This is a genomic window from Actinoallomurus sp. NPDC052274 (genome assembly GCF_040679475.1).
GTDB classification, from domain to species: Bacteria; Actinomycetota; Actinomycetes; order Streptosporangiales; family Streptosporangiaceae; genus Actinoallomurus; species Actinoallomurus liliacearum.
Genome location: NZ_JBFAUT010000026.1, coordinates 51,892 through 68,728, shown reverse-complemented (window position 1 = coordinate 68,728; position 16,837 = coordinate 51,892). Strand labels below are relative to the sequence as shown.

The 16,837-nt window shown below is 69.9% G+C and carries 18 protein-coding genes; 4 read left to right on the top strand and 14 right to left on the bottom strand.

Annotated features, from left to right (window positions below):
• Positions 1-3 precede the first annotated feature (3 nt).
• From AB0K82_RS22805 to AB0K82_RS22790, 4 genes are all read right to left on the bottom strand, one after another.
• On the bottom strand, positions 4-729 hold the full coding sequence (locus tag AB0K82_RS22805) for a DUF3159 domain-containing protein (RefSeq protein WP_364399862.1): 726 nt from the start codon (positions 727-729) through the stop codon (positions 4-6).
• Positions 726-992: a hypothetical protein gene (locus tag AB0K82_RS22800; protein WP_364399860.1), complete on the bottom strand. Its 267-nt coding sequence runs from the start codon at positions 990-992 to the stop codon at positions 726-728. Before AB0K82_RS22800 ends, AB0K82_RS22805 begins: the two co-directional genes overlap by 4 nt.
• A gap of 103 nt (positions 993-1,095) precedes the next feature.
• Complete coding sequence (locus tag AB0K82_RS22795) at positions 1,096-1,584, bottom strand: hypothetical protein (RefSeq protein ID WP_364399857.1); 489 nt, start codon at positions 1,582-1,584, stop codon at positions 1,096-1,098.
• A gap of 39 nt (positions 1,585-1,623) precedes the next feature.
• Positions 1,624-2,295 (bottom strand): DJ-1/PfpI family protein, encoded by a 672-nt coding sequence (locus AB0K82_RS22790; protein WP_364399854.1) that lies wholly within the window; start codon positions 2,293-2,295, stop codon positions 1,624-1,626.
• Between the two features lie 185 nt (positions 2,296-2,480).
• On the opposite strand from AB0K82_RS22790, the gene AB0K82_RS22785 reads away from it, so the two are divergent.
• Complete coding sequence (locus AB0K82_RS22785) at positions 2,481-3,425, top strand: helix-turn-helix domain-containing protein (protein ID WP_364399851.1); 945 nt, start codon at positions 2,481-2,483, stop codon at positions 3,423-3,425.
• A 47-nt stretch (positions 3,426-3,472) separates the two neighbouring features.
• Here AB0K82_RS22785 and AB0K82_RS22780 read toward each other — a convergent pair whose 3' ends face one another.
• Both AB0K82_RS22780 and AB0K82_RS22775 read right to left on the bottom strand, forming a co-directional pair.
• On the bottom strand, positions 3,473-3,643 hold the full coding sequence (locus AB0K82_RS22780; RefSeq protein WP_364399968.1) for a CGNR zinc finger domain-containing protein: 171 nt from the start codon (positions 3,641-3,643) through the stop codon (positions 3,473-3,475).
• 156 nt (positions 3,644-3,799) lie between these two features.
• Positions 3,800-4,192, bottom strand: coding sequence for a helix-turn-helix domain-containing protein (locus AB0K82_RS22775; RefSeq protein WP_364399848.1), 393 nt, complete (start codon positions 4,190-4,192; stop codon positions 3,800-3,802).
• Between the two features lie 95 nt (positions 4,193-4,287).
• On the opposite strand from AB0K82_RS22775, the gene AB0K82_RS22770 reads away from it, so the two are divergent.
• On the top strand, positions 4,288-5,217 hold the full coding sequence (locus AB0K82_RS22770; protein WP_364399845.1) for an NADP-dependent oxidoreductase: 930 nt from the start codon (positions 4,288-4,290) through the stop codon (positions 5,215-5,217).
• A 41-nt stretch (positions 5,218-5,258) separates the two neighbouring features.
• On the opposite strand, the gene AB0K82_RS22765 is transcribed toward AB0K82_RS22770, so the two are convergent.
• The 6 genes from AB0K82_RS22765 to AB0K82_RS22740 all read right to left on the bottom strand — a co-directional run bounded on the left by AB0K82_RS22765 (position 5,259) and on the right by AB0K82_RS22740 (position 12,203).
• Entirely contained in the window at positions 5,259-6,656 is a 1,398-nt protein-coding gene (locus AB0K82_RS22765) for an FAD-dependent oxidoreductase (RefSeq protein ID WP_364399842.1), read from the bottom strand.
• 7 nt (positions 6,657-6,663) lie between these two features.
• Positions 6,664-7,500, bottom strand: coding sequence for an ABC transporter permease (locus AB0K82_RS22760; RefSeq protein ID WP_364399839.1), 837 nt, complete (start codon positions 7,498-7,500; stop codon positions 6,664-6,666).
• Between the two features lie 64 nt (positions 7,501-7,564).
• Positions 7,565-8,419, bottom strand: coding sequence for an ABC transporter permease (locus AB0K82_RS22755; protein ID WP_364399836.1), 855 nt, complete (start codon positions 8,417-8,419; stop codon positions 7,565-7,567).
• A 3-nt stretch (positions 8,420-8,422) separates the two neighbouring features.
• Positions 8,423-9,646: a spermidine/putrescine ABC transporter substrate-binding protein gene (locus tag AB0K82_RS22750; RefSeq protein ID WP_364399834.1), complete on the bottom strand. Its 1,224-nt coding sequence runs from the start codon at positions 9,644-9,646 to the stop codon at positions 8,423-8,425.
• Positions 9,643-10,776 (bottom strand): ABC transporter ATP-binding protein, encoded by a 1,134-nt coding sequence (locus AB0K82_RS22745; RefSeq protein ID WP_364399831.1) that lies wholly within the window; start codon positions 10,774-10,776, stop codon positions 9,643-9,645. Before AB0K82_RS22745 ends, AB0K82_RS22750 begins: the two co-directional genes overlap by 4 nt.
• Entirely contained in the window at positions 10,773-12,203 is a 1,431-nt protein-coding gene (locus tag AB0K82_RS22740; protein WP_364399828.1) for a gamma-aminobutyraldehyde dehydrogenase, read from the bottom strand. The genes AB0K82_RS22745 and AB0K82_RS22740 overlap by 4 nt, the downstream gene beginning before the upstream one ends.
• A gap of 152 nt (positions 12,204-12,355) precedes the next feature.
• Here AB0K82_RS22740 and AB0K82_RS22735 point away from each other — a divergent pair, with 152 nt between their 5' ends.
• Together AB0K82_RS22735 and AB0K82_RS22730 are read left to right on the top strand one after the other, a co-directional pair.
• Positions 12,356-12,859, top strand: a complete 504-nt coding sequence (locus tag AB0K82_RS22735) for an Lrp/AsnC family transcriptional regulator (RefSeq protein ID WP_364399825.1) — start codon at positions 12,356-12,358, stop codon at positions 12,857-12,859.
• Between the two features lie 14 nt (positions 12,860-12,873).
• Positions 12,874-14,241, top strand: a complete 1,368-nt coding sequence (locus tag AB0K82_RS22730; protein ID WP_364399822.1) for an aspartate aminotransferase family protein — start codon at positions 12,874-12,876, stop codon at positions 14,239-14,241.
• 383 nt (positions 14,242-14,624) lie between these two features.
• Here the strand turns inward: AB0K82_RS22730 and AB0K82_RS22725 are convergent, their stop codons facing one another.
• Together AB0K82_RS22725 and AB0K82_RS22720 are read right to left on the bottom strand one after the other, a co-directional pair.
• Positions 14,625-15,659 (bottom strand): hypothetical protein, encoded by a 1,035-nt coding sequence (locus AB0K82_RS22725; protein WP_364399819.1) that lies wholly within the window; start codon positions 15,657-15,659, stop codon positions 14,625-14,627.
• Positions 15,660-16,136: 477 nt separating this feature from the next.
• Positions 16,137-16,760 (bottom strand): TetR/AcrR family transcriptional regulator, encoded by a 624-nt coding sequence (locus AB0K82_RS22720; RefSeq protein WP_364399816.1) that lies wholly within the window; start codon positions 16,758-16,760, stop codon positions 16,137-16,139.
• Positions 16,761-16,837 lie beyond the last annotated feature (77 nt).

The window sequence follows — 16,837 nt, the reverse complement described above, 5'->3', positions numbered from 1 at the left end:
CGATCAGCGGTCCTCTGCCGGCGGACGTGGAACGTCCGCGTCGGCCGTATTCCGGTAGCGGGTCACGGCCATGCGGGACAGGACGATCGAGGCGGCCGTGATGCCGGCCCACAGCGGCGCCATGAGGACGTGCAGGATCCCGAGCCAGGCGACCGCGGAGAGACGGTAGAGGGCCACCTGCGCCGTCAGGCTCGCGCCGCTCGCCAGGGCGATGAGGAGGGTCGTCCGCAGGTAGAAGCGATGGAGCGGCCGGCGCGAACGCCAATCCGGCGGGCCGCCCACGATCCGGTTCGCGACCAGGCCTGCGAGGGGGCGGCCGGCGAGGATGGACAGGAGGCATCCCGCCGTCGCCGCCGCCGGCACCAGCATGGGGAGGAGGAAGAAGCCTCTCGCCTGCCCGGTGCCCGCCGCCACGGCGGCGCAGACCAGGGCGAGGAGTGCGCCGAGGACCGCGTGCGCGACGTGCTGCCGGGCACGCAGCCGCCAACCGAGGATGAGGACACCGGTCACGGTGGTCGCGATCAAGGCCGCCCGCAGTCCGCTGACGCCGTCGGCCACCACGAAGACGAGGGTGGGGGCCGCCGTGGTCAGCAGTGAGGACGTTCGGCCGCCCGGTCTGATCGCCGCCGTCGCCGCCGCGCGCACGGCTGTGGCCTGCTGGACCGGGGGCGGAGCCGCGTCGGGGCGGCGACGGTAGTCCGGCCGCTGTGCACTGAACGGTGTCCTCATGAGCGCCCTCGTGTCCCGCGTGGAGCGGCGTGCCACCCGGAGTGCGCGGGATCCGCACACGCGCTCTGGTTCCGGGCACGCTCGTCGGCGCGCTGCAGCGCGCGAAGGGCGAGCATGCCGCCGATGCCGGGGACGGCGGCGCATACCGTGATCCCGATGGTCCGGCGCGGGTCGCGCCAGGTGGCGAAGATGCTGAAGAGCCAGGCGATGCCGTGAATGGGACCGAAGAGCGCGGCGATCTCCTGAACGTCCGCGGTCGCCATGTTGAGGAGCAGGATGGCGAGGCTGACCAGTTCTACGGTCGCGGAGACGCGCAGCGGCCTACGGACGTGCCGTGGTGCCGGTGTCGTGGGCGCGGCGATGGGGTCACACTCCTGTGGTGGAGCCGGGGCGGACGATCATCAGGACGGTGACCGTGGCCCACAGCAGGTTGAACGTGCCGGTCAGCATGGCCAGCCGCCTGATCCGCGCGGGCTCGAGACGTGCCGCCGCCGTAGCGGCACCGGAATCGGTGCGGGTCAGGTCGGCGAGGACGGTCTCCTGAGCGGGGAGGATCAGCAGCGCGAGTACGAGGGCGGCGAGGCCGGTCAGGACGATGGAGACGACCAGCCAGGGGGTGCCCAGGACATGCAGGCTGCCGGCGGTCGCGAAGCCGAAGACGGGAACGGCCAGGCCGACGACGGCGTAGACACGGCAGATACGGTGCAGGAGCCGTACGGCGGCGACGGCTTCTTTCCCGTCGGATGGGCCGGTGGCCCTGCGGACCGCCGCGGGGAACATGCTGCCCGCGACGGTGACCGGGCCTACGGCGATGACCGCCGCGAGTACGTGGAGGATGAGGAGGATCTTCGTCATCGCCGGGTGTGCGCTTTCGATCTGGGCGAGGGGAACGGGTCAGGCGCTCTTCGGAGTGGGCTCGAGGTCGCGCCAGACGACGCCGCGGCGCTCGTACTCGAACAGCCGCTCGACCGCGAGTGCGACCTTCGGTCCCACGACCCGCTCCAACAGGTACAGGCCCAGGTCCAGGCCGGAGGTGACGCCGCCCGCGGTGACCAGATCGCCGTCGTCGACGACCCGGGCCCGTATGGCGTTGACGCCGCCCGCGCCGAGCACGTCCAGGCCCTGGTGGTGAGCGGTGGCGTTACGGCCGTCGATGAGCCCGGCCATGGAGAGGATCAGCGGGCCCCCGCATACCGCCCCCATCGTGGTGCCGGGCGCGGCCATGGCTTTGCCGAGCAATGCCGGAAGCCCGGTGGTCAGGGTCCGGCCGAGAATGGCGGGAACCGTCGCCTCCCGCTCCTCGTCCGTGAGGTCGTCCTGGCCCTGGGGGAGCGTTCTTCCGGCGGCGCCGGGAACGACGACCAGGTCCGCGCGTTCCGGGTCCAGGCCGGCGGTGGCCGCCAGGGAGATGGCGGGGATCCCGCTGCGGACCTCCCGTGGGCCCTCGGCGGCGACCAGTTCGGCGCTCACCTGGTCGGTGTATGCGCTCGCGGCGCTGAACACCTCGAACGGGGCGATGACGTCCAGCGGGTCGAAACCATCGAACAGGACAAATTGGGCAAGCATCGGTGGCTCATCTCTGTCGTTCCGTGACTGCCGCGCTCACGCTAGGAGACCTGACAGGTCTCGGCCACGGGCTGGATCGACAGATTCCAACGAGTTCTCGCCAACTCGCTGAGCTGCGAAGTTCCGGCTCTCACCGAGACAACGCACGGCTGGGCATTGGCTGGAACCCGGCGTACGCTGCGTCCGTGCATACGGTGGCGATTCTGGTCCTGGATCAGACGGTGGTCTACGACATGGCCATCCCGGTGGAGGTGTTCGGACGTGTCCGCCTGCCGGACGGGCGCCGTCCTTATCGGGTGCAGGTGTGCGGGACGCAGCCGTACGTGGCGACCGAGATCTTCACCATCCATCCGCCGTGGGGGCTGGACGCTCTCGCGGACGCCGACACGATCATCGTCCCCGGTTGCGAGAGCGCTGAGCCGCCACCGGCCACCGTGCTGGAGGCGCTACGCGATGCCGCTGCCCGCGGCACCCGCATCGCCTCGATCTGCGGCGGTGCCTTCACCCTGGCCGCCACCGGCCTGCTGGACGGTCTGGCCGCGACCACGCACTGGACCGCCGCGGAGCCGTTCGCCGAGATGTTCCCGAAGGTCGAGGTGCGGCCCGACGTGCTCTACGTGGACAACGGGCAGTTCCTCACCTCGGCCGGCGCGTCCGCGGGACTGGACCTGTGCCTGCACATGGTCCGCCGCGATCTGGGCTCGGCCATCGCGGCGGACGCCGCCCGCCTGGCCGTCACCCCCCTGGAACGGGAGGGCGGCCAGGCACAGTACATCGTCCACGAGCAGCATCCGGTGCCCCGCGGCTCGCTGCTCGAGCCGACGCTGACCTGGATCGAGGACCACCTGGGAGAAGACCTCACCCTGGAGGTCATGGCCGCCCGCTGCGGCATGAGCACCCGCACCTTCAGCCGCCGCTTCCGCGAGCACACCGGCACGACACCCCTGCAGTGGCTGCTGCGTGCTCGGGTCAGACGGGCGCAGTACCTGCTCGAGCACACCGACCACTCCGTGGAGCGGATCGCCGTCCAGGCGGGCTTCGGATCCGCCACGGCCTTCCGGGAACGCTTCAAGCGCGTCGCCGGCACGACTCCGCACGCCTACCGGGCCGCGTTCCGCGGCCCCCGCTGAACGAGCACGGCCTTCGGATCGACGGTCCGCGCGCAGCCGGTCCCGGCTCAGGGGACCGGGCGATGGTGGCGCCGGTAGTGGCGCGCGGCGCGAGCCCGGTTGCCGCAGGTCGCGGAGCACCATCGCGGCGCGGGTGGTCCTTGCGGAAGTACAGGACGTTCCGGGGGCCAGGCTGGCGCGTAGCCGCAGCCGATCGGGCCGGCCGAACAGGTGGGCATCACCTGGCTTAACGCCGTCAACGACCAGGTCGCGGGCATCGGGCAGATGGTCGTCCCCGGCACGCCGCCGCCGTGTGGCGGGTACGAGCGCGCTTCGGCTGTCTGCCTCAGCTACTGGACCCCGGTCAGGGCCCTGAGTGCCCTCTCGGCCGCTCCTCAGTCTCGGCCCGGTGCGCCCTGGGCGACCGGCTCGGGATCGGTGTCGAGTGCATCGAGCACTGCGTCGCCGTTTGCTCTCGCCCACTCGGTCAGCATGTGGATCGGATCGATCAGCGTCGCCCCGAGCGGGGTGAGCTCGTATTCGACGCGGGGCGGCACCTCGGCGTAGGCGTGGCGGCGGACGAGTCCATGCGCCGCAAGCCGTCGGAGTGTCTGGGTGAGCATCTTGCGGGAGATGTCACCGATCAGCTTGAGCAGCTCGCCATGGCGAACCGGGCCCTGGCTGAGGCCGTAGAGCACGACCACCGTCCACTTGTCGGCGATCAGCTCGACCGCCAGACGTGCCGGACAGTCGGCGAGAAAGGAATCACCGGGACCGAAACCGCTCATGGCGCCAAAGGTACCCGCTGGTTACTAAAGGCACCTGCTGGTTCCTACCGGAAACCTAGCCTGGAATCTCTCCCCTTTCCAAAGCCAGGAGAGTCATGCGAGTCATCACCCAGCAGACGCTCGGCGGTCCCGAGGTGCTCACCATCGTGGACGCGCCCGAGCCCCAGTCCCTCCCGACCGAGGTGCTCGTCCGCGTCAAGGCGATCGGGCTGAACCCGCTGGAGGCGCGCCTTCGCGCCGGCGAGTTCCCGCTGATCGGCCGGCCGCCGTTCATCCTCGGCTGGGACATCAGCGGCGTGGTCGAGGAGTCACCGCAGACGTGGCGGTTCAGGCCCGGCGACGAGGTGTTCGGGATGCCGCTGTTCCCGCGGCCGGCGAGCGCGTACGCCGAACTTGTATCAGCGCCGGCGCTGCACCTGGCACGCAAGCCGGCCTCGCTCTCCCACGTTGAAGCCGCTGCGCTCCCGATCGTCGGGCTGACGGCGTGGCAGGGGCTCGTCGACCTCGCCGGCGTCAGCGAGGGGGATCGCGTCCTGGTCCACGGCGGTGGCGGCGGGGTCGGCCACGTCGCGATCCAGATCGCGAAGGCCTTTGGCGCGCACGTGATCACGACCGCCAGCGAGAGCAAACGGGAGTTCGTCGAAGCGTTCGGCCCCGATGAAGTGATCGACTACATGGCGGTCGACTTCACCGACGCGGTCCGCGACATCGACGTCGTGCTCGACACGATCGGCGGCGACACCGTAGAGAGGTCTCTCGGAGTGCTCCGCCCTGGCGGTCACCTGGTGACGGCGACCGCCGAGGATGACCCGGAGCTCATCGCCGAATACGAGGCGGCGGGCATGCACTTCAGCGGTATCGCGGTCGACCCCGACCCGGTCGCCCTGCGCGGTCTCGTCGATCTCGTCGAACAGGGAAAGCTCCGGGTCCACGTGCAGGAGACGTTCCCCTTCGAGCGCGTCGCCGACGCCCACCGGCTGCTCGACAGCGGTCACCTTCAGGGCAAGCTCGTCCTCACCCTCTGATCCCGAGCCGCCTGCCCTGGTCGAGACGGACCTGCGGCCGGTCAGGAGTCGAAGCCGACGCCCAGGTGGTCGAGAGTGCGCAGCCACAGGTTGCGGCGGCCCTGGTGCTGGTCGGCGCGGGCGAGCGACCAGCGGGTGAGCTGGATGACGCCGTAGCGGAGCGGCTCCGGGGGGAACGGCATCGGCCGGGAGCGCACCATCTCGAGCCGGGTGCGCTCGGTGTCCGCCCCGGACAGCAGGTCGAGCATGACGTCGGCCCCGAACCGCGTGGCTCCGACGCCGAGGCCGGTGTAGCCGGCCGCGTACGCCAGCCGGCCGCCGTACGCCGTTCCGTAGAAGGCGCAGAAGCGGCTGCACGTGTCGATCATGCCGCCCCAGGCGTGGCTGAAGCGCACCCCTTCCAGCTGCGGGAACGTCGCGAAGAAGTGCCGGGCGAGCGTCGCGAACGTCTGCGGGCGGCGTTCCAGCTCGGAGGCGACCCCGCCGCCGAAGTGGTAGATGGCGTCGTAGCCGCCCCACAGGATCCGGCCGTCCGCGGTGAGCCGGTAGTAGTGAAATTGGTTCCCGCCGTCGCCGACGCCCTGGCGGTTGCGCCAGCCGATCGACGCGAGCCGGTCGGCGGACAGCGGCTCGGTGACCAGCGCGTAGTCGTAGACCGGAACGGCGAAGTGCCGCAGGCGACGCAGCGGCCCGGCGAACGCGCCGGTGCCGACCGCGACCTTCGCCGCGTCGACGGAACCGTACGGGGTGCGCAGCCGCAGCCGGCCGTGCTGCTCGTCCTCGACCGCGTCGACGGGCGTGCGCTCGTACAGCCGGACGCCGGCCGCCAGGCAGGCCCGCCGCAGTCCCCAGGCGAGCTTGGCCGGGTGCACCATCGCGACGCCGTCCCGGTCCCACAGTCCGCCCTTGTAGGTGGGCGACGCGATCTCCGCTTGGACGGCGTCGGCGTCCAGGAGGTCGGCGGGCCGGCCGAGGGCCGCGGACTCCTCGGCCAGCGTCCGCAGAGCGGCGAGCTGCCAGTCCTCCGTCGCGACGCTCAGCTCGCCGGTGCGCTCGAAGTCGCAGTCGATGCCGTGGCGCCGCACCGTGTCCTCGATCCCGTCGAGGTTCTCCCGGCCGAGCCGCTCGAGCACGGGCATCTCCGCACGCCAGCGGGCCAGGCCGTTGCCGAGCCCGTGGGTGAGGCTCGCCGCGCAGAACCCGCCGTTGCGGCCGGACGCGGCGCCGCCGGCCACGTCCGCCTCGACGATGACGACGTCCAGGGACGGGTCGCGTTCCTTGGCGCGCAGCGCCGTCCACAGGCCGGTGTAGCCCGCGCCGACCACGGCCAGATCGCAGGAGGTCGAGCCGACCAGGGCCGGCGCGGGTTCGGGCGCCGCCGGGTCCGTCAGCCAGTACGGGGTGGGCTCGGCCTCGGCAAGAGCCGCCAGGACGTTCATCGCCGGATCACCGCCGCCTGCGGGCGAGCACCGCGTTGCCCACCGCGAGGAGGACGCCCGCCAGGAAGATCAACGTCCCCATGACGTTGACCTGCGGCGGAAGCCCCTGTTTCTGCGCACCCCAGATCCACAGCGGGAACGTCAGGGTGGAGCCGCTGTTGAAGCTCGTGATGATGAAGTCGTCGATGGACAGCGCGAACGCCAGCAGCCCGCCGGCCAGCACCGCGGGGAAGATCATCGGCATGGTGACGAGCCGGAACGTCGTCCAGCCGCTCGCTCCCAGGTCGCGCGCCGCCTCCTCCACGAACGGGTCGAGGGTGAGCACCCGCGCCCGTACGGTGACCGCCACGAACGACAGCGAGAACATGATGTGCGCGACGAGGATCGTCAGGTAGCCCCGGCCCACGCCCAACTGGACGAAGAACGACAGCAGGGACGCGCCCATCACGGTCTCCGGGGCGGAGATCGCCGCGAACTGCACGAGATTCAGCGCGCCCTGGCCGCGGAACCGGTAACGCCCCAGGGCCAGGCCGATCAGCGTGCCGAGGACCGTCGCGCCGAGCGCGGCCAGAATCGCGATCGTCAGCGAGTTCACCAGCGCCGTGGTCAGGTCCGGAACCGCGAACAGCTTCCCGTACCACTTGACCGTGAAGCCCTGCCACGTCAGGTTGAGGCGCCCCTTGGCGTCGTTGAACCCGAACGCGATCATCACGGCGATCGGCAGGCACAGCCAGACGACGATCGCCCAGGTGTAGGCGTACAGGATCCGGTCGCCCCAGCGGCCCCGGCCCCGCCGCGCGCGGACCGCGGGGCCGGCCTCAGTCTCCGTCATGGTCGCGGTCATGAGACCTCCTTCGTCGGCCTCATGACCGAGGTGCTGTGCCTGATGATTCCCTTGCTCCGCTCGGTCATCGGGCCGCCACCTCCAATACGTCCTCGGTGCCCAGCGCCCGCGCGTACGCGAAGATCCCGAGCAGCAGGATGGCCATCAGCGCGAACGACAGCGCCGCCGCCTGTGGGTAGTCGTTGTTCACCAGGTAGAGGTTCTGGATGACGTTGCCGATCATCGTGTTGTTCGTGCCGCCCAGCACCGTCGCGTTGACGTAGTCGGCGCTGACCGGGACGAACGTCATCAGCACGCCCGCGAACACCCCCGGCACCGACAGCGGCAGGACCACGCGCAGGAACGCCTGCGCCCGGCCGGCGTACAGGTCCTGCGCCGCCTCGATCAGCCGCGGGTCCACCCGCTCCAGCGCGACGTAGATCGGCAGCACCATGAACGGCAGGTAGTTGTAGGTCAGGCCGGCCACGACGGCGAAGCCCGTGGCGAGCACGTGGAAGTCCTGCGGCAGCAGCCCGGCGTTCTTCAGCGGGCCCAGCACGATGCCGTCGTCGGCCAGCAGGAACTTCCAGGAGAACGTCCGCAGCACGAACGACACGAAGAACGGCAGCAGCATCAGGAACAGGTACGTGGACTTGCGCGTGCCGCCGCGGAAGGCGATCCAGTACGCGGCCGGGTAGGCGAGCAGCACGCACGCCGCCGTCGCGAGCAGGCCGTACACGAGGGAGCGGATCAGCTGGTCGGCGTAGGCCGACAGGCTGTCGGTGTAGTTCTGCCAGTGCCAGGTGAGCTGGAAGCCGTTCACGACGTCGCCCTGCATGAGCGAGAACGACAGCATGACGACCATCGGCAGCACGAACAAGATCGCGAGCCAGAGCCCGCCGGGCAGGACGAGCAGGTACGGCGCGAGGCGTCTGCGCATCGGTCACCCCGCCGTGATCTGCTGGAAGACCGTGTTGTACTGCTGTTCCTCCGCCGTCGTCATCTTCCGGTAGTGCCGGAGCCGGGCGTAGTCGGCGTCGGAGGGGAAGATCAGCGGGCTGGCCGCCAGCGTCTGGAGCGTCTTCTGCCGCGCGCCGGTGGCCTTGGCGGCCTCGGCCGTGAGGACGTCCTTGGCGCCCGGGACCGGCGTCACGTAGCTGACGATCTCGGCGAGCTGGGCGGCGATCTCCGGCCGGTAGAAGTAGTCCATCAGCGTGATGGCGTCGACCGGGTTCTCGGCGGTCTTCGGGATCGTCAGGTTGTCGGTCCAGATCGTGCCGCCCTCCTGCGGGAGGACGAACTTCAGGTTCGACTTCTCCGACAGGTTCTGCTGGAAGATGTCGCCGGAGTAGGCCATGGACAGCCAGATGTCACCGCGGGTGAGCGCGTCGATGTAGTCCTGGTCGAAGTACTTGCGGACGATCCCCTGGGCCTTCTGCTCCTGCAGCTTGGCGCCGGCCTTCTTCCAGTCGTCCGGCGTGGACTTCTCCGGGTTCACGCCGATCGCCATCATCCCGAAGTTGCCGATCTCCTGGATGTCGGACAGCATCCCGACCTTGCCCTTGAACTTCGGGTCCCACAGGTCGGCGAGGCTGGTGATCTCGCGGCCGGTCTTCGTCGGGTCGTAGGCGATGCCGGTGATCCCGGTCTGGTACGGGACGCTGTAGACGTTGCCGGGGTCGAAGGACTCGTTCTTGTACGCGGCGCCGGCGTTCTTGGTGAAGTTCGGCAGCTTCGAGTGGTCCAGCGGCACGAGGTAGCCGAGCTCGGTGAGCTTGGTGAACGACACGCCGTTGGTGATGACCATCAGGTCGTACCCGATCGACTGATTCGCCTGCAACTGCGGCTGGATCTTGCCGAACCACGACGGGTCGTCCTGGATGACCTCGCGGTAGGTCACCGCGATGCCGGTCTCCTTGGTGAACTGCTTCAGCGGGGTGCGGCCCTTGTCCATGTACAGCGGCCAGTTGGCGAAGTTCACGTGGCCGTGCTTGGTCTTGCCGTTCCAGTACTTCTGGACGTCGCTCTGCTTGGCCGGGGCCGCCTTCTGGCCCTTGACGCCGCACGCGGCGAGGCCGAGACCGGCGCCGGCCAGGCCGAACAGCCGCAACGCGTCGCGCCGGCTCCGGGTCATGCCGCGCAGGAGCGCCGGGTCGATCTCGTTCATGATGCTCCGATCGCGTAGGAGTGGCGGGGCTCCCAGGAGAGCCAGACGGTGTCCCCGGACGCGGCGACGTCGTCCGCGGAAGAGGCGTTCTGCAGGAAGACCACGACCTCGGCGCCGGTGGACGTGCGGACCGTGTAGTTCGTGAACGTGCCGAGGTAGACGACCTCGGTCACGGTGCCGCGTAGCGCGCAGACCTCCCCGTCGGGGGGATGCAGGCCGATGGCGATCTTCTCGGGCCGTACGGTCAGTTCGACGGTGCCGCCGGCCGCGGGCTTCGCCTGCGGCACGAGGATCCGCTCGCCGGGACCCGGCTCGATGACCGCCGTGTCGCCGTCGGTGCGGGCGACGGTGCCGGACAGGACGTTCGAGGTGCCGATGAAGCCGGCGACGAACGCGGTGGCGGGCCGTTCGTAGACCTGCCGGGGCGGGCCGAGCTGCTCGATGACGCCCTCGTTCATGACCGCGATGCGGTCCGACATCGTCAGTGCCTCGCCCTGGTCGTGGGTGACGTAGACGAAGGTGATGCCGACCTCGCGCTGGATGCGCTTGAGCTCGACCTGCATCGCCTGGCGGAGCTTGAGGTCCAGCGCGCCGAGCGGCTCGTCCAGGAGCAACGCCCGGGGGCGGTTGACCAGCGCACGTGCCAGCGCGACCCGCTGCTGCTGGCCGCCGGACAGCTCGCGCGGCCGGCGTTTCTCCCGGCCCGTGAGGTCCACGATCTCCAGCATCTCCCCGACCCGGCGGGTCACCTCGTCCTTGGGGGTGTTCTTGCGGCGCAGCCCGAACGCGACGTTCTCGAACACGCTCATGTGCGGGAACAGCGCGTAGGACTGGAAGACCATGTTGATGTCACGGCGGTTCGGGGGTACGCCCACCACGTCGCCGCCGTGCAGGATGATCTGTCCCTCGGTGGGCTCGTCGAACCCGGCGATCATGCGCATCGTCGTCGTCTTGCCGCACCCGGACGGGCCCAGCAGTGAGAAGAACTCGCCTTCGGCGATGGACAGGTCGACGCCCCGGACGGCGGTGACGGTCTCGCCGTGGGACTGGAAGCTCTTGACGACGCCGCGCAGTTCGATCGCGGCGATCTTCGCGGCGGCTCCGGCCTCGGTCTCTCGCAGCTCGGTCATTCGCCGGCTCCGATGTAGCTCATGACGTGCTTGATCCGCGTGTAGTCCTCGAAGCCGTACATCGACAGGTCCTTGCCGTAGCCGGAGTGTTTGAAGCCGCCGTGCGGCATCTCGGAGACGAACGGGATGTGGGTGTTGATCCAGACCGCGCCGAAGTCGAGCCGCTTGGACATCCGCATGGCCCGGCCGTGGTCGCGTGTCCACACGCTGGCGGCCAGCCCGTACGGCACGCCGTTGGCCAGGTGCACCGCCTCGTCCTCGTCGGCGACGCGCTGCACCGTGATGACCGGGCCGAAGATCTCGCTCTGCACCATCTCGTCGTCCTGGTGCAGGCCGGTGACGACGGTGGGGGCGTAGAAGTAGCCGCGGTCGCCGACGCGCTCGCCGCCGGTCAGGACCTCGGCGTGCGCGGGCGCCCGTTCGAGGAACCGGGTGACGCGGTCGAGCTGGTTCGCGTTGTTGAGCGGGCCGTAGAAGGCGTCCTCGTCGCTCGGCGGGCCGACCTTCGTGGCCTTCGCCCGCTCGGCGAGCGCGGCGACGAGGTCGTCGTAGACGCCGGGGGTGGCCAGCACGCGGGTGGCCGCGGTGCAGTCCTGGCCGGCATTGAAGTATCCGGCCTCGGCGACGCCCTGGGCGGTCTTCGCGACGTCGGCGTCGTCGAAGACGAGCACCGGCGCCTTGCCTCCGAGTTCGAGGTGGACCTTCTTCAGGGAGCCGGCGGCCTGCCGGGCGACCTGCATGCCGGCCCGTACCGAGCCGGTGACCGAGACCATCTGGGGGATCGGATGGCCGACCAGCTCACGCCCGGTGTCCCGATCGCCGCAGACCACGTTGAGCACGCCGGGCGGCAGGAACTCCGCGGCGATCTCGGCGAGCATGAGGGTGGTGACCGGTGTGGTGTCGGACGGTTTGAGGACGACGGTGTTGCCGGCCGCCAGCGCCGGCGCGATCTTCCAGGTCGCCATGACCATCGGGTAGTTCCACGGCGTGACCTGGGCGCAGACGCCGATCGGCTCACGGCGGATCATCGAGGTGTGGTCGGTCATGTACTCGCCGGCCGACCGTCCCTCCAGCAGCCGGGCGCAGCCGGCGAAGAACCGGAACTCGTCGGCCATGGGGCCGACCTCCTCGTCCCGGGTGAGCTGCAGCGGCTTGCCGGTGTTGCGGCACTCGGCCTGAACGAGGTCCTCGGCCCGGGCCTCGACGGCGTCGGCCATCCGTAGCAGCGCCAGACTTCGCTCGCCCGGCGTCGCATCGCGCCACTCCTCGAACGCCGCCGCGGCGGCGGTCATGGCGGCGTCGACGTCCGCGGGCCCCGACAACGGCGCCCGGGCGTACGTCTCCCCGGTGCTGGGATCGATCACATCGGACGTGCGGCCGTCCTTGGCATCGACGTGCTCGCCGCCCACGAAGTTCCGCAAGATCACGGTCGGCCTCCGGGCTGTACAGGCTGTGATGTGCCGACCATGGCAGAACAAATCTCCCAAAACAAGCGATTCCGTTGTTACGATCAGATTGCACGACGAAATCCTTGACTTCCGGGTCTGATCTGCCACGATGTCGCAGCAAGGAGGCCGCGATGACCGACGATCAAGGACCCCCCGCACGGCCGGTGGGTAACGGACGGCGCACGGGCAACAACCACCTCGACGAGACGTCCAAGAAGCTGATCGAGCTGCTCCAGGCGGACGGCCGCAGCTCGTACGCCGCGCTGGGCAAGTCGGTGGGACTCTCCGAGGCGGCCGTGCGCCAGCGCGTCCAGCGGCTGCTGGAATCGGGCGTGATGCAGATCGTCGCGGTCACCGACCCGCTCTCGCTCGGCTTCTTCCGGCAGGCCATGATCGGCGTCCGATGCGAGGGTGACCTGGAGACCGTCGCCGACGCGCTCGCCGACTTCGACGAGATCGACTACGTCGTGATCACCGCCGGGTCCTTCGACCTGCTGGTCGAGATCGTGTGTGAGAGCGACGACCACCTCCTCAACGTCCTCGGCCGGATCCGGGCGGTGCCCGGCGTCGCCGGCACCGAGAGCTTCGTCTACCTCAAGCTCCGCAAGCAGACCTACGCGTGGGGAACCCGCTGAGAGAAAGCAGACTCATGAACCTCCAGGACGCCGCCAAACGCCATCTGTGGATGCACTTCACCCGGTTGTCGTCCTACAAGGACGCCGACGTGCCCGTCATCGTGCGCGGGGAGGGCGCCTACGTCTACGACGACAAGGGCCGGCGCTACCTCGACGGGCTGTCGGGCCTGTTCGTGTCCCAGCTCGGGCACGGCCGCCGCGAGCTCGCCGACGCCGCGGGCGCTCAGGCCGGGGAACTGGCGTACTTCCCGCTGTGGTCCTACGCCCACCCGAGTGCGATCGAGCTGGCCGAGCGGCTCGCCGCTCTGGCCCCGGGCGACCTGAACCGCGTCTTCTTCACGGCCAGCGGCTCGGAGGCCGTCGAGTCGGCGTGGAAGCTGGCCCGCAACTACTTCAAGCTGATCGGGCAGCACGGCCGCTACAAGGTGATCAGTCGCGACATCGCCTACCACGGCACCTCCATGGGCGCGTTGTCGATCACCGGCCTGGCGCCGATCAAGCACCCGTTCGAGCCGCTGGTGCCGGGCTCGGTCCGCGTGCCCAACACCAACTTCTACCGCGCGCCCGAGTACGGCGACTCCCCGGAGCGGTTCGGGCAGTGGGCGGCCGACGAGATCGAGCGGGCCATCCTGCGGGAGGGCCCCGAGTCGGTGGCCGCCGTCTTCCTCGAGCCGGTGCAGAACGCGGGCGGCTGCTTCCCGCCGCCCCCCGGCTACTTCGAGCGGGTCCGCGCGATCTGCGACAAGTACGGCGTGCTCCTGGTCTCCGACGAGGTGATCTGCGCGTTCGGGCGGCTCGGCCACTACTTCGGCTCCGAACGGTACGGCTACCAGCCGGACATCATCACCTTCGCCAAGGGCGTCACCTCCGGCTACTCGCCGCTGGGCGGCATGATGGTCAGCGACCGCCTCGTCGAGCCGTTCGCCGACGGTCCGGACACCTTCCTGCACGGCATCACCTTCGCCGGGCACCCCGTCTCCACCGCGGTCGCGCTCGCCAACCTCGACCTGTTCGAGAAGGAGAGGGTCCTCCAGCACGTCCGGGACAACGAGGCCGCCTTCCGCGCCACGCTGGAGAAGCTGACCGACCTGCCGATCGTGGGTGAGGTCCGCGGCGCGGGCTACTTCTACGGCATCGAGCTCGTCAAGGACACCGGCACCCGCGAGACCTTCGACGCCGCCGAGTCCGAGTGGCTGCTGCGGGGCTTCCTGTCCTCCGCGCTGTTCGACGCCGGCCTGATCTGCCGGGCCGACGACCGCGGCGACCCGGTGATCCAGTTGGCCCCGCCGCTCACCTGCGGCCAGGAGCACTTCGACGAGATCGAACGCATCCTGCGCGAGACGCTGACCGAGGCCTGGTCCCGGCTCGGTGCTCGGGCCTGAGCGGCCCGAGCACCGACAGGATCCGCCCGATCGATCCGAGGCGATCGCCGGCGTCCGGCGATCGCCTCGGTCACCGGCTCTCGGCTGCGGGTCGCCGGCCGCCCCTCCGCCCGCCGAGGCCTCGGGCCTGATGTAGCAGGCGAATGACTCGGGTCCGTGTCATCTCGCGCCAACCAGGGGGTTTGCGCAACACGAGCCGTTGTCGCCGGTGAGTTCCGGCCGGCCTATGTGCCGGGGTGACGCCCGCAGACAGGCCCGGTTAGGACGAGCGGGTGCGCGACGTGCCGCTTCGGCTGATCCAGGCGCCGCCACCGGGGCTGACCAGGATCATGCGGCTGTGGGGCCCAGGTGAACGTTCACCGGGCCCCTGTCTGGTCGTGGGCTCAGGTCAGGGTGAAGACGAGCGGGCCGGCCAGGGGGTCGTAGCCGTCGTTGTAGAAGTACCAGGCCGCGTAGGAGCCCGGCCCGGGCAGCCTGCCGGTGTCCAAGGTGGTGCTGCCCTTGGCGTCAGGTGTGTACGCCCAGACGAAGGACTCCTGGGGCGGACGCGTCGGACCGGCGGGGTAGAGGCCGATCCAGTTCTTGTCGCTGAGCTTGTCCGATGAAGTGGAGTAGCGCAGCGTCAGGGGCGCGCCCGTGGCCAGCGTGGACCAGTCGGTGGTGAGGGTGCTCTTCGGGAGCAGCGGTGGTGTCCTTTGGGGCGGATGGTGCAGATTTCCGGACTTCGCGTGATAGAAGCCGGGCAGGGCGTCGAGCCCGGCCGCCACGGCGGCGTAGCCGCCGATCAACCTGGGGCCGTGGCTCCAGTGGAAGACCATCGCCTGCTCACCCTTGATGAACAGGGTCTCTTCCTGTGATTGGTCCGGCGACTTGAACATCACGGCGTGGTCGAAGTCGCCGCTCATCTCCGGGGGCACACTTCGCCACTGCCACTTGGGCATGTCGGCCAGGGAGCCCTTGTAGGAACAGCCGCCCTTGGGGCCCCAGTCGATGACCGCGCACTGGTTCCCCTTGAACAGCATGGTGCTGCCGTCCGGCAGTCCCATGACGGCGTTGAGGTCGCTGCGATACTCGCTCGGGATGTGGCGCCCGAAGTCCGGCATCTCGGTGATCGGCCCCTGATATCTGGGCATGCCACCCCACTGCCAGTCCAGGCACTGATCTCCGAGGATGAAGATCGTCCGCCGAGTGCCCGTGGCGCTCCGGACGTCGAACGCCGCGTCGGTGTGACCGGCGAACGACTCGGGGATCCCGGCGAGCTGCTTGTCGTAGGCGTCCACAAGCCGCCCATCCGAGATCAGCTTCTCCGTGTTGATCTTCGCGACCCGGTCGGCCCGCAGGAACAGCGCTTCCCACGGATCGGCCTGTCCCGGAATGATCGCCGTGAAGTCTGTATTGCCCGCCCGTACGAACACCATCGTGCGCCTCCCAGTCGGGCCCCCGGCGGGCCCCCGCCGCTGACGTTAGGAGTTCACGATCGGCGCTCACAATGAGCAGAAATCGTCTGGGCGGGCCGGAACAAGCGAGGTGGACGGCTCCTTTCCATTGCGGACGTCCCTCCGGTATCGGGCCCGCACCCGGCCATGATCGCCACCGCCCGCTCCGCCTTCTCACCCGCGCCGCGAAACCGCAGGTCCAGGTCGAGGCGGCCAAGCCTCGAGCCGGCCGTGGGGGAGATCGCATCCGTTTCCGTCACCCCCGCCCCACCAGCCCCGGAAGAGGCCATCGCAAAACATCGCCATCACGCGACCTCATACGGCCAAGCCGTCCGTGGCAGCCAGAAGTCGTGTTCGCTGTTTCCCCCGAAGCCCGCTTCGGCCGCGAGGCGCACCGCCTGACCGTCGAGGCCCTCGCCAGCGGCACTCGGCCGGTTGCGCCCGGCCCGATAATGCCTGCTACATCGGCCCCGCAGGCCTGGTGCCCGTGACCCCGGCGAGGATGGTCTCGACCAGGGCGTCCAGGTAGTCGGCCGCGTTCGCGCGGGTGGCGTCGCGCATGCCGACGGGGGTGACGGTGGCGTGCATCATGGCGGCGCCGAAGAGCATGTCCATCAGAATGGTCGGGCTCGTGCCCTCGGGCAGTTCGCCGCGGGCGACGGCGCTTCGCACCAGTCGCCGTGCGGCCAGGACGGTCGGGCTGCTCTCCCGGTGCGAGGTGCCGAAGACCTCCGGGCGCACGGAGGAGTCCACGATCCGGCGCATGTAGGCGAGGCCCGCGTCGCTCCACAGCAGGAGGAGCATCTGCTCGGCGAGGCGGCGCAGGTCGGCTCGCAGATCGCCGGTGTCGACGTGGGTGTCCAGGACGATCCGCGCCTTCAGCGCGTCGACGAGCAGGGCCTCCTTGCCGGGCCAGCGCAGGTAGAGCGAGGCCTTCCCGACGCGGGCCGCGCGGGCGACGGCGCCGAGGCTCACCGCCTCCAGGCCGCCTCGGGCGTACAGCGCGATGACGGCGTCGAAGACCCGGTCCTCGAAATCGGGATCACGCGGCCGGCCGCGGACGGAGGCGGTGCTCTCAGCCATGGCCCCGCCCCTCGTCTCGTGCCGTCTTGTGCGCGGCGTCGCGCAGGGACATACTCCCATCGTATTTTCAGACCGCT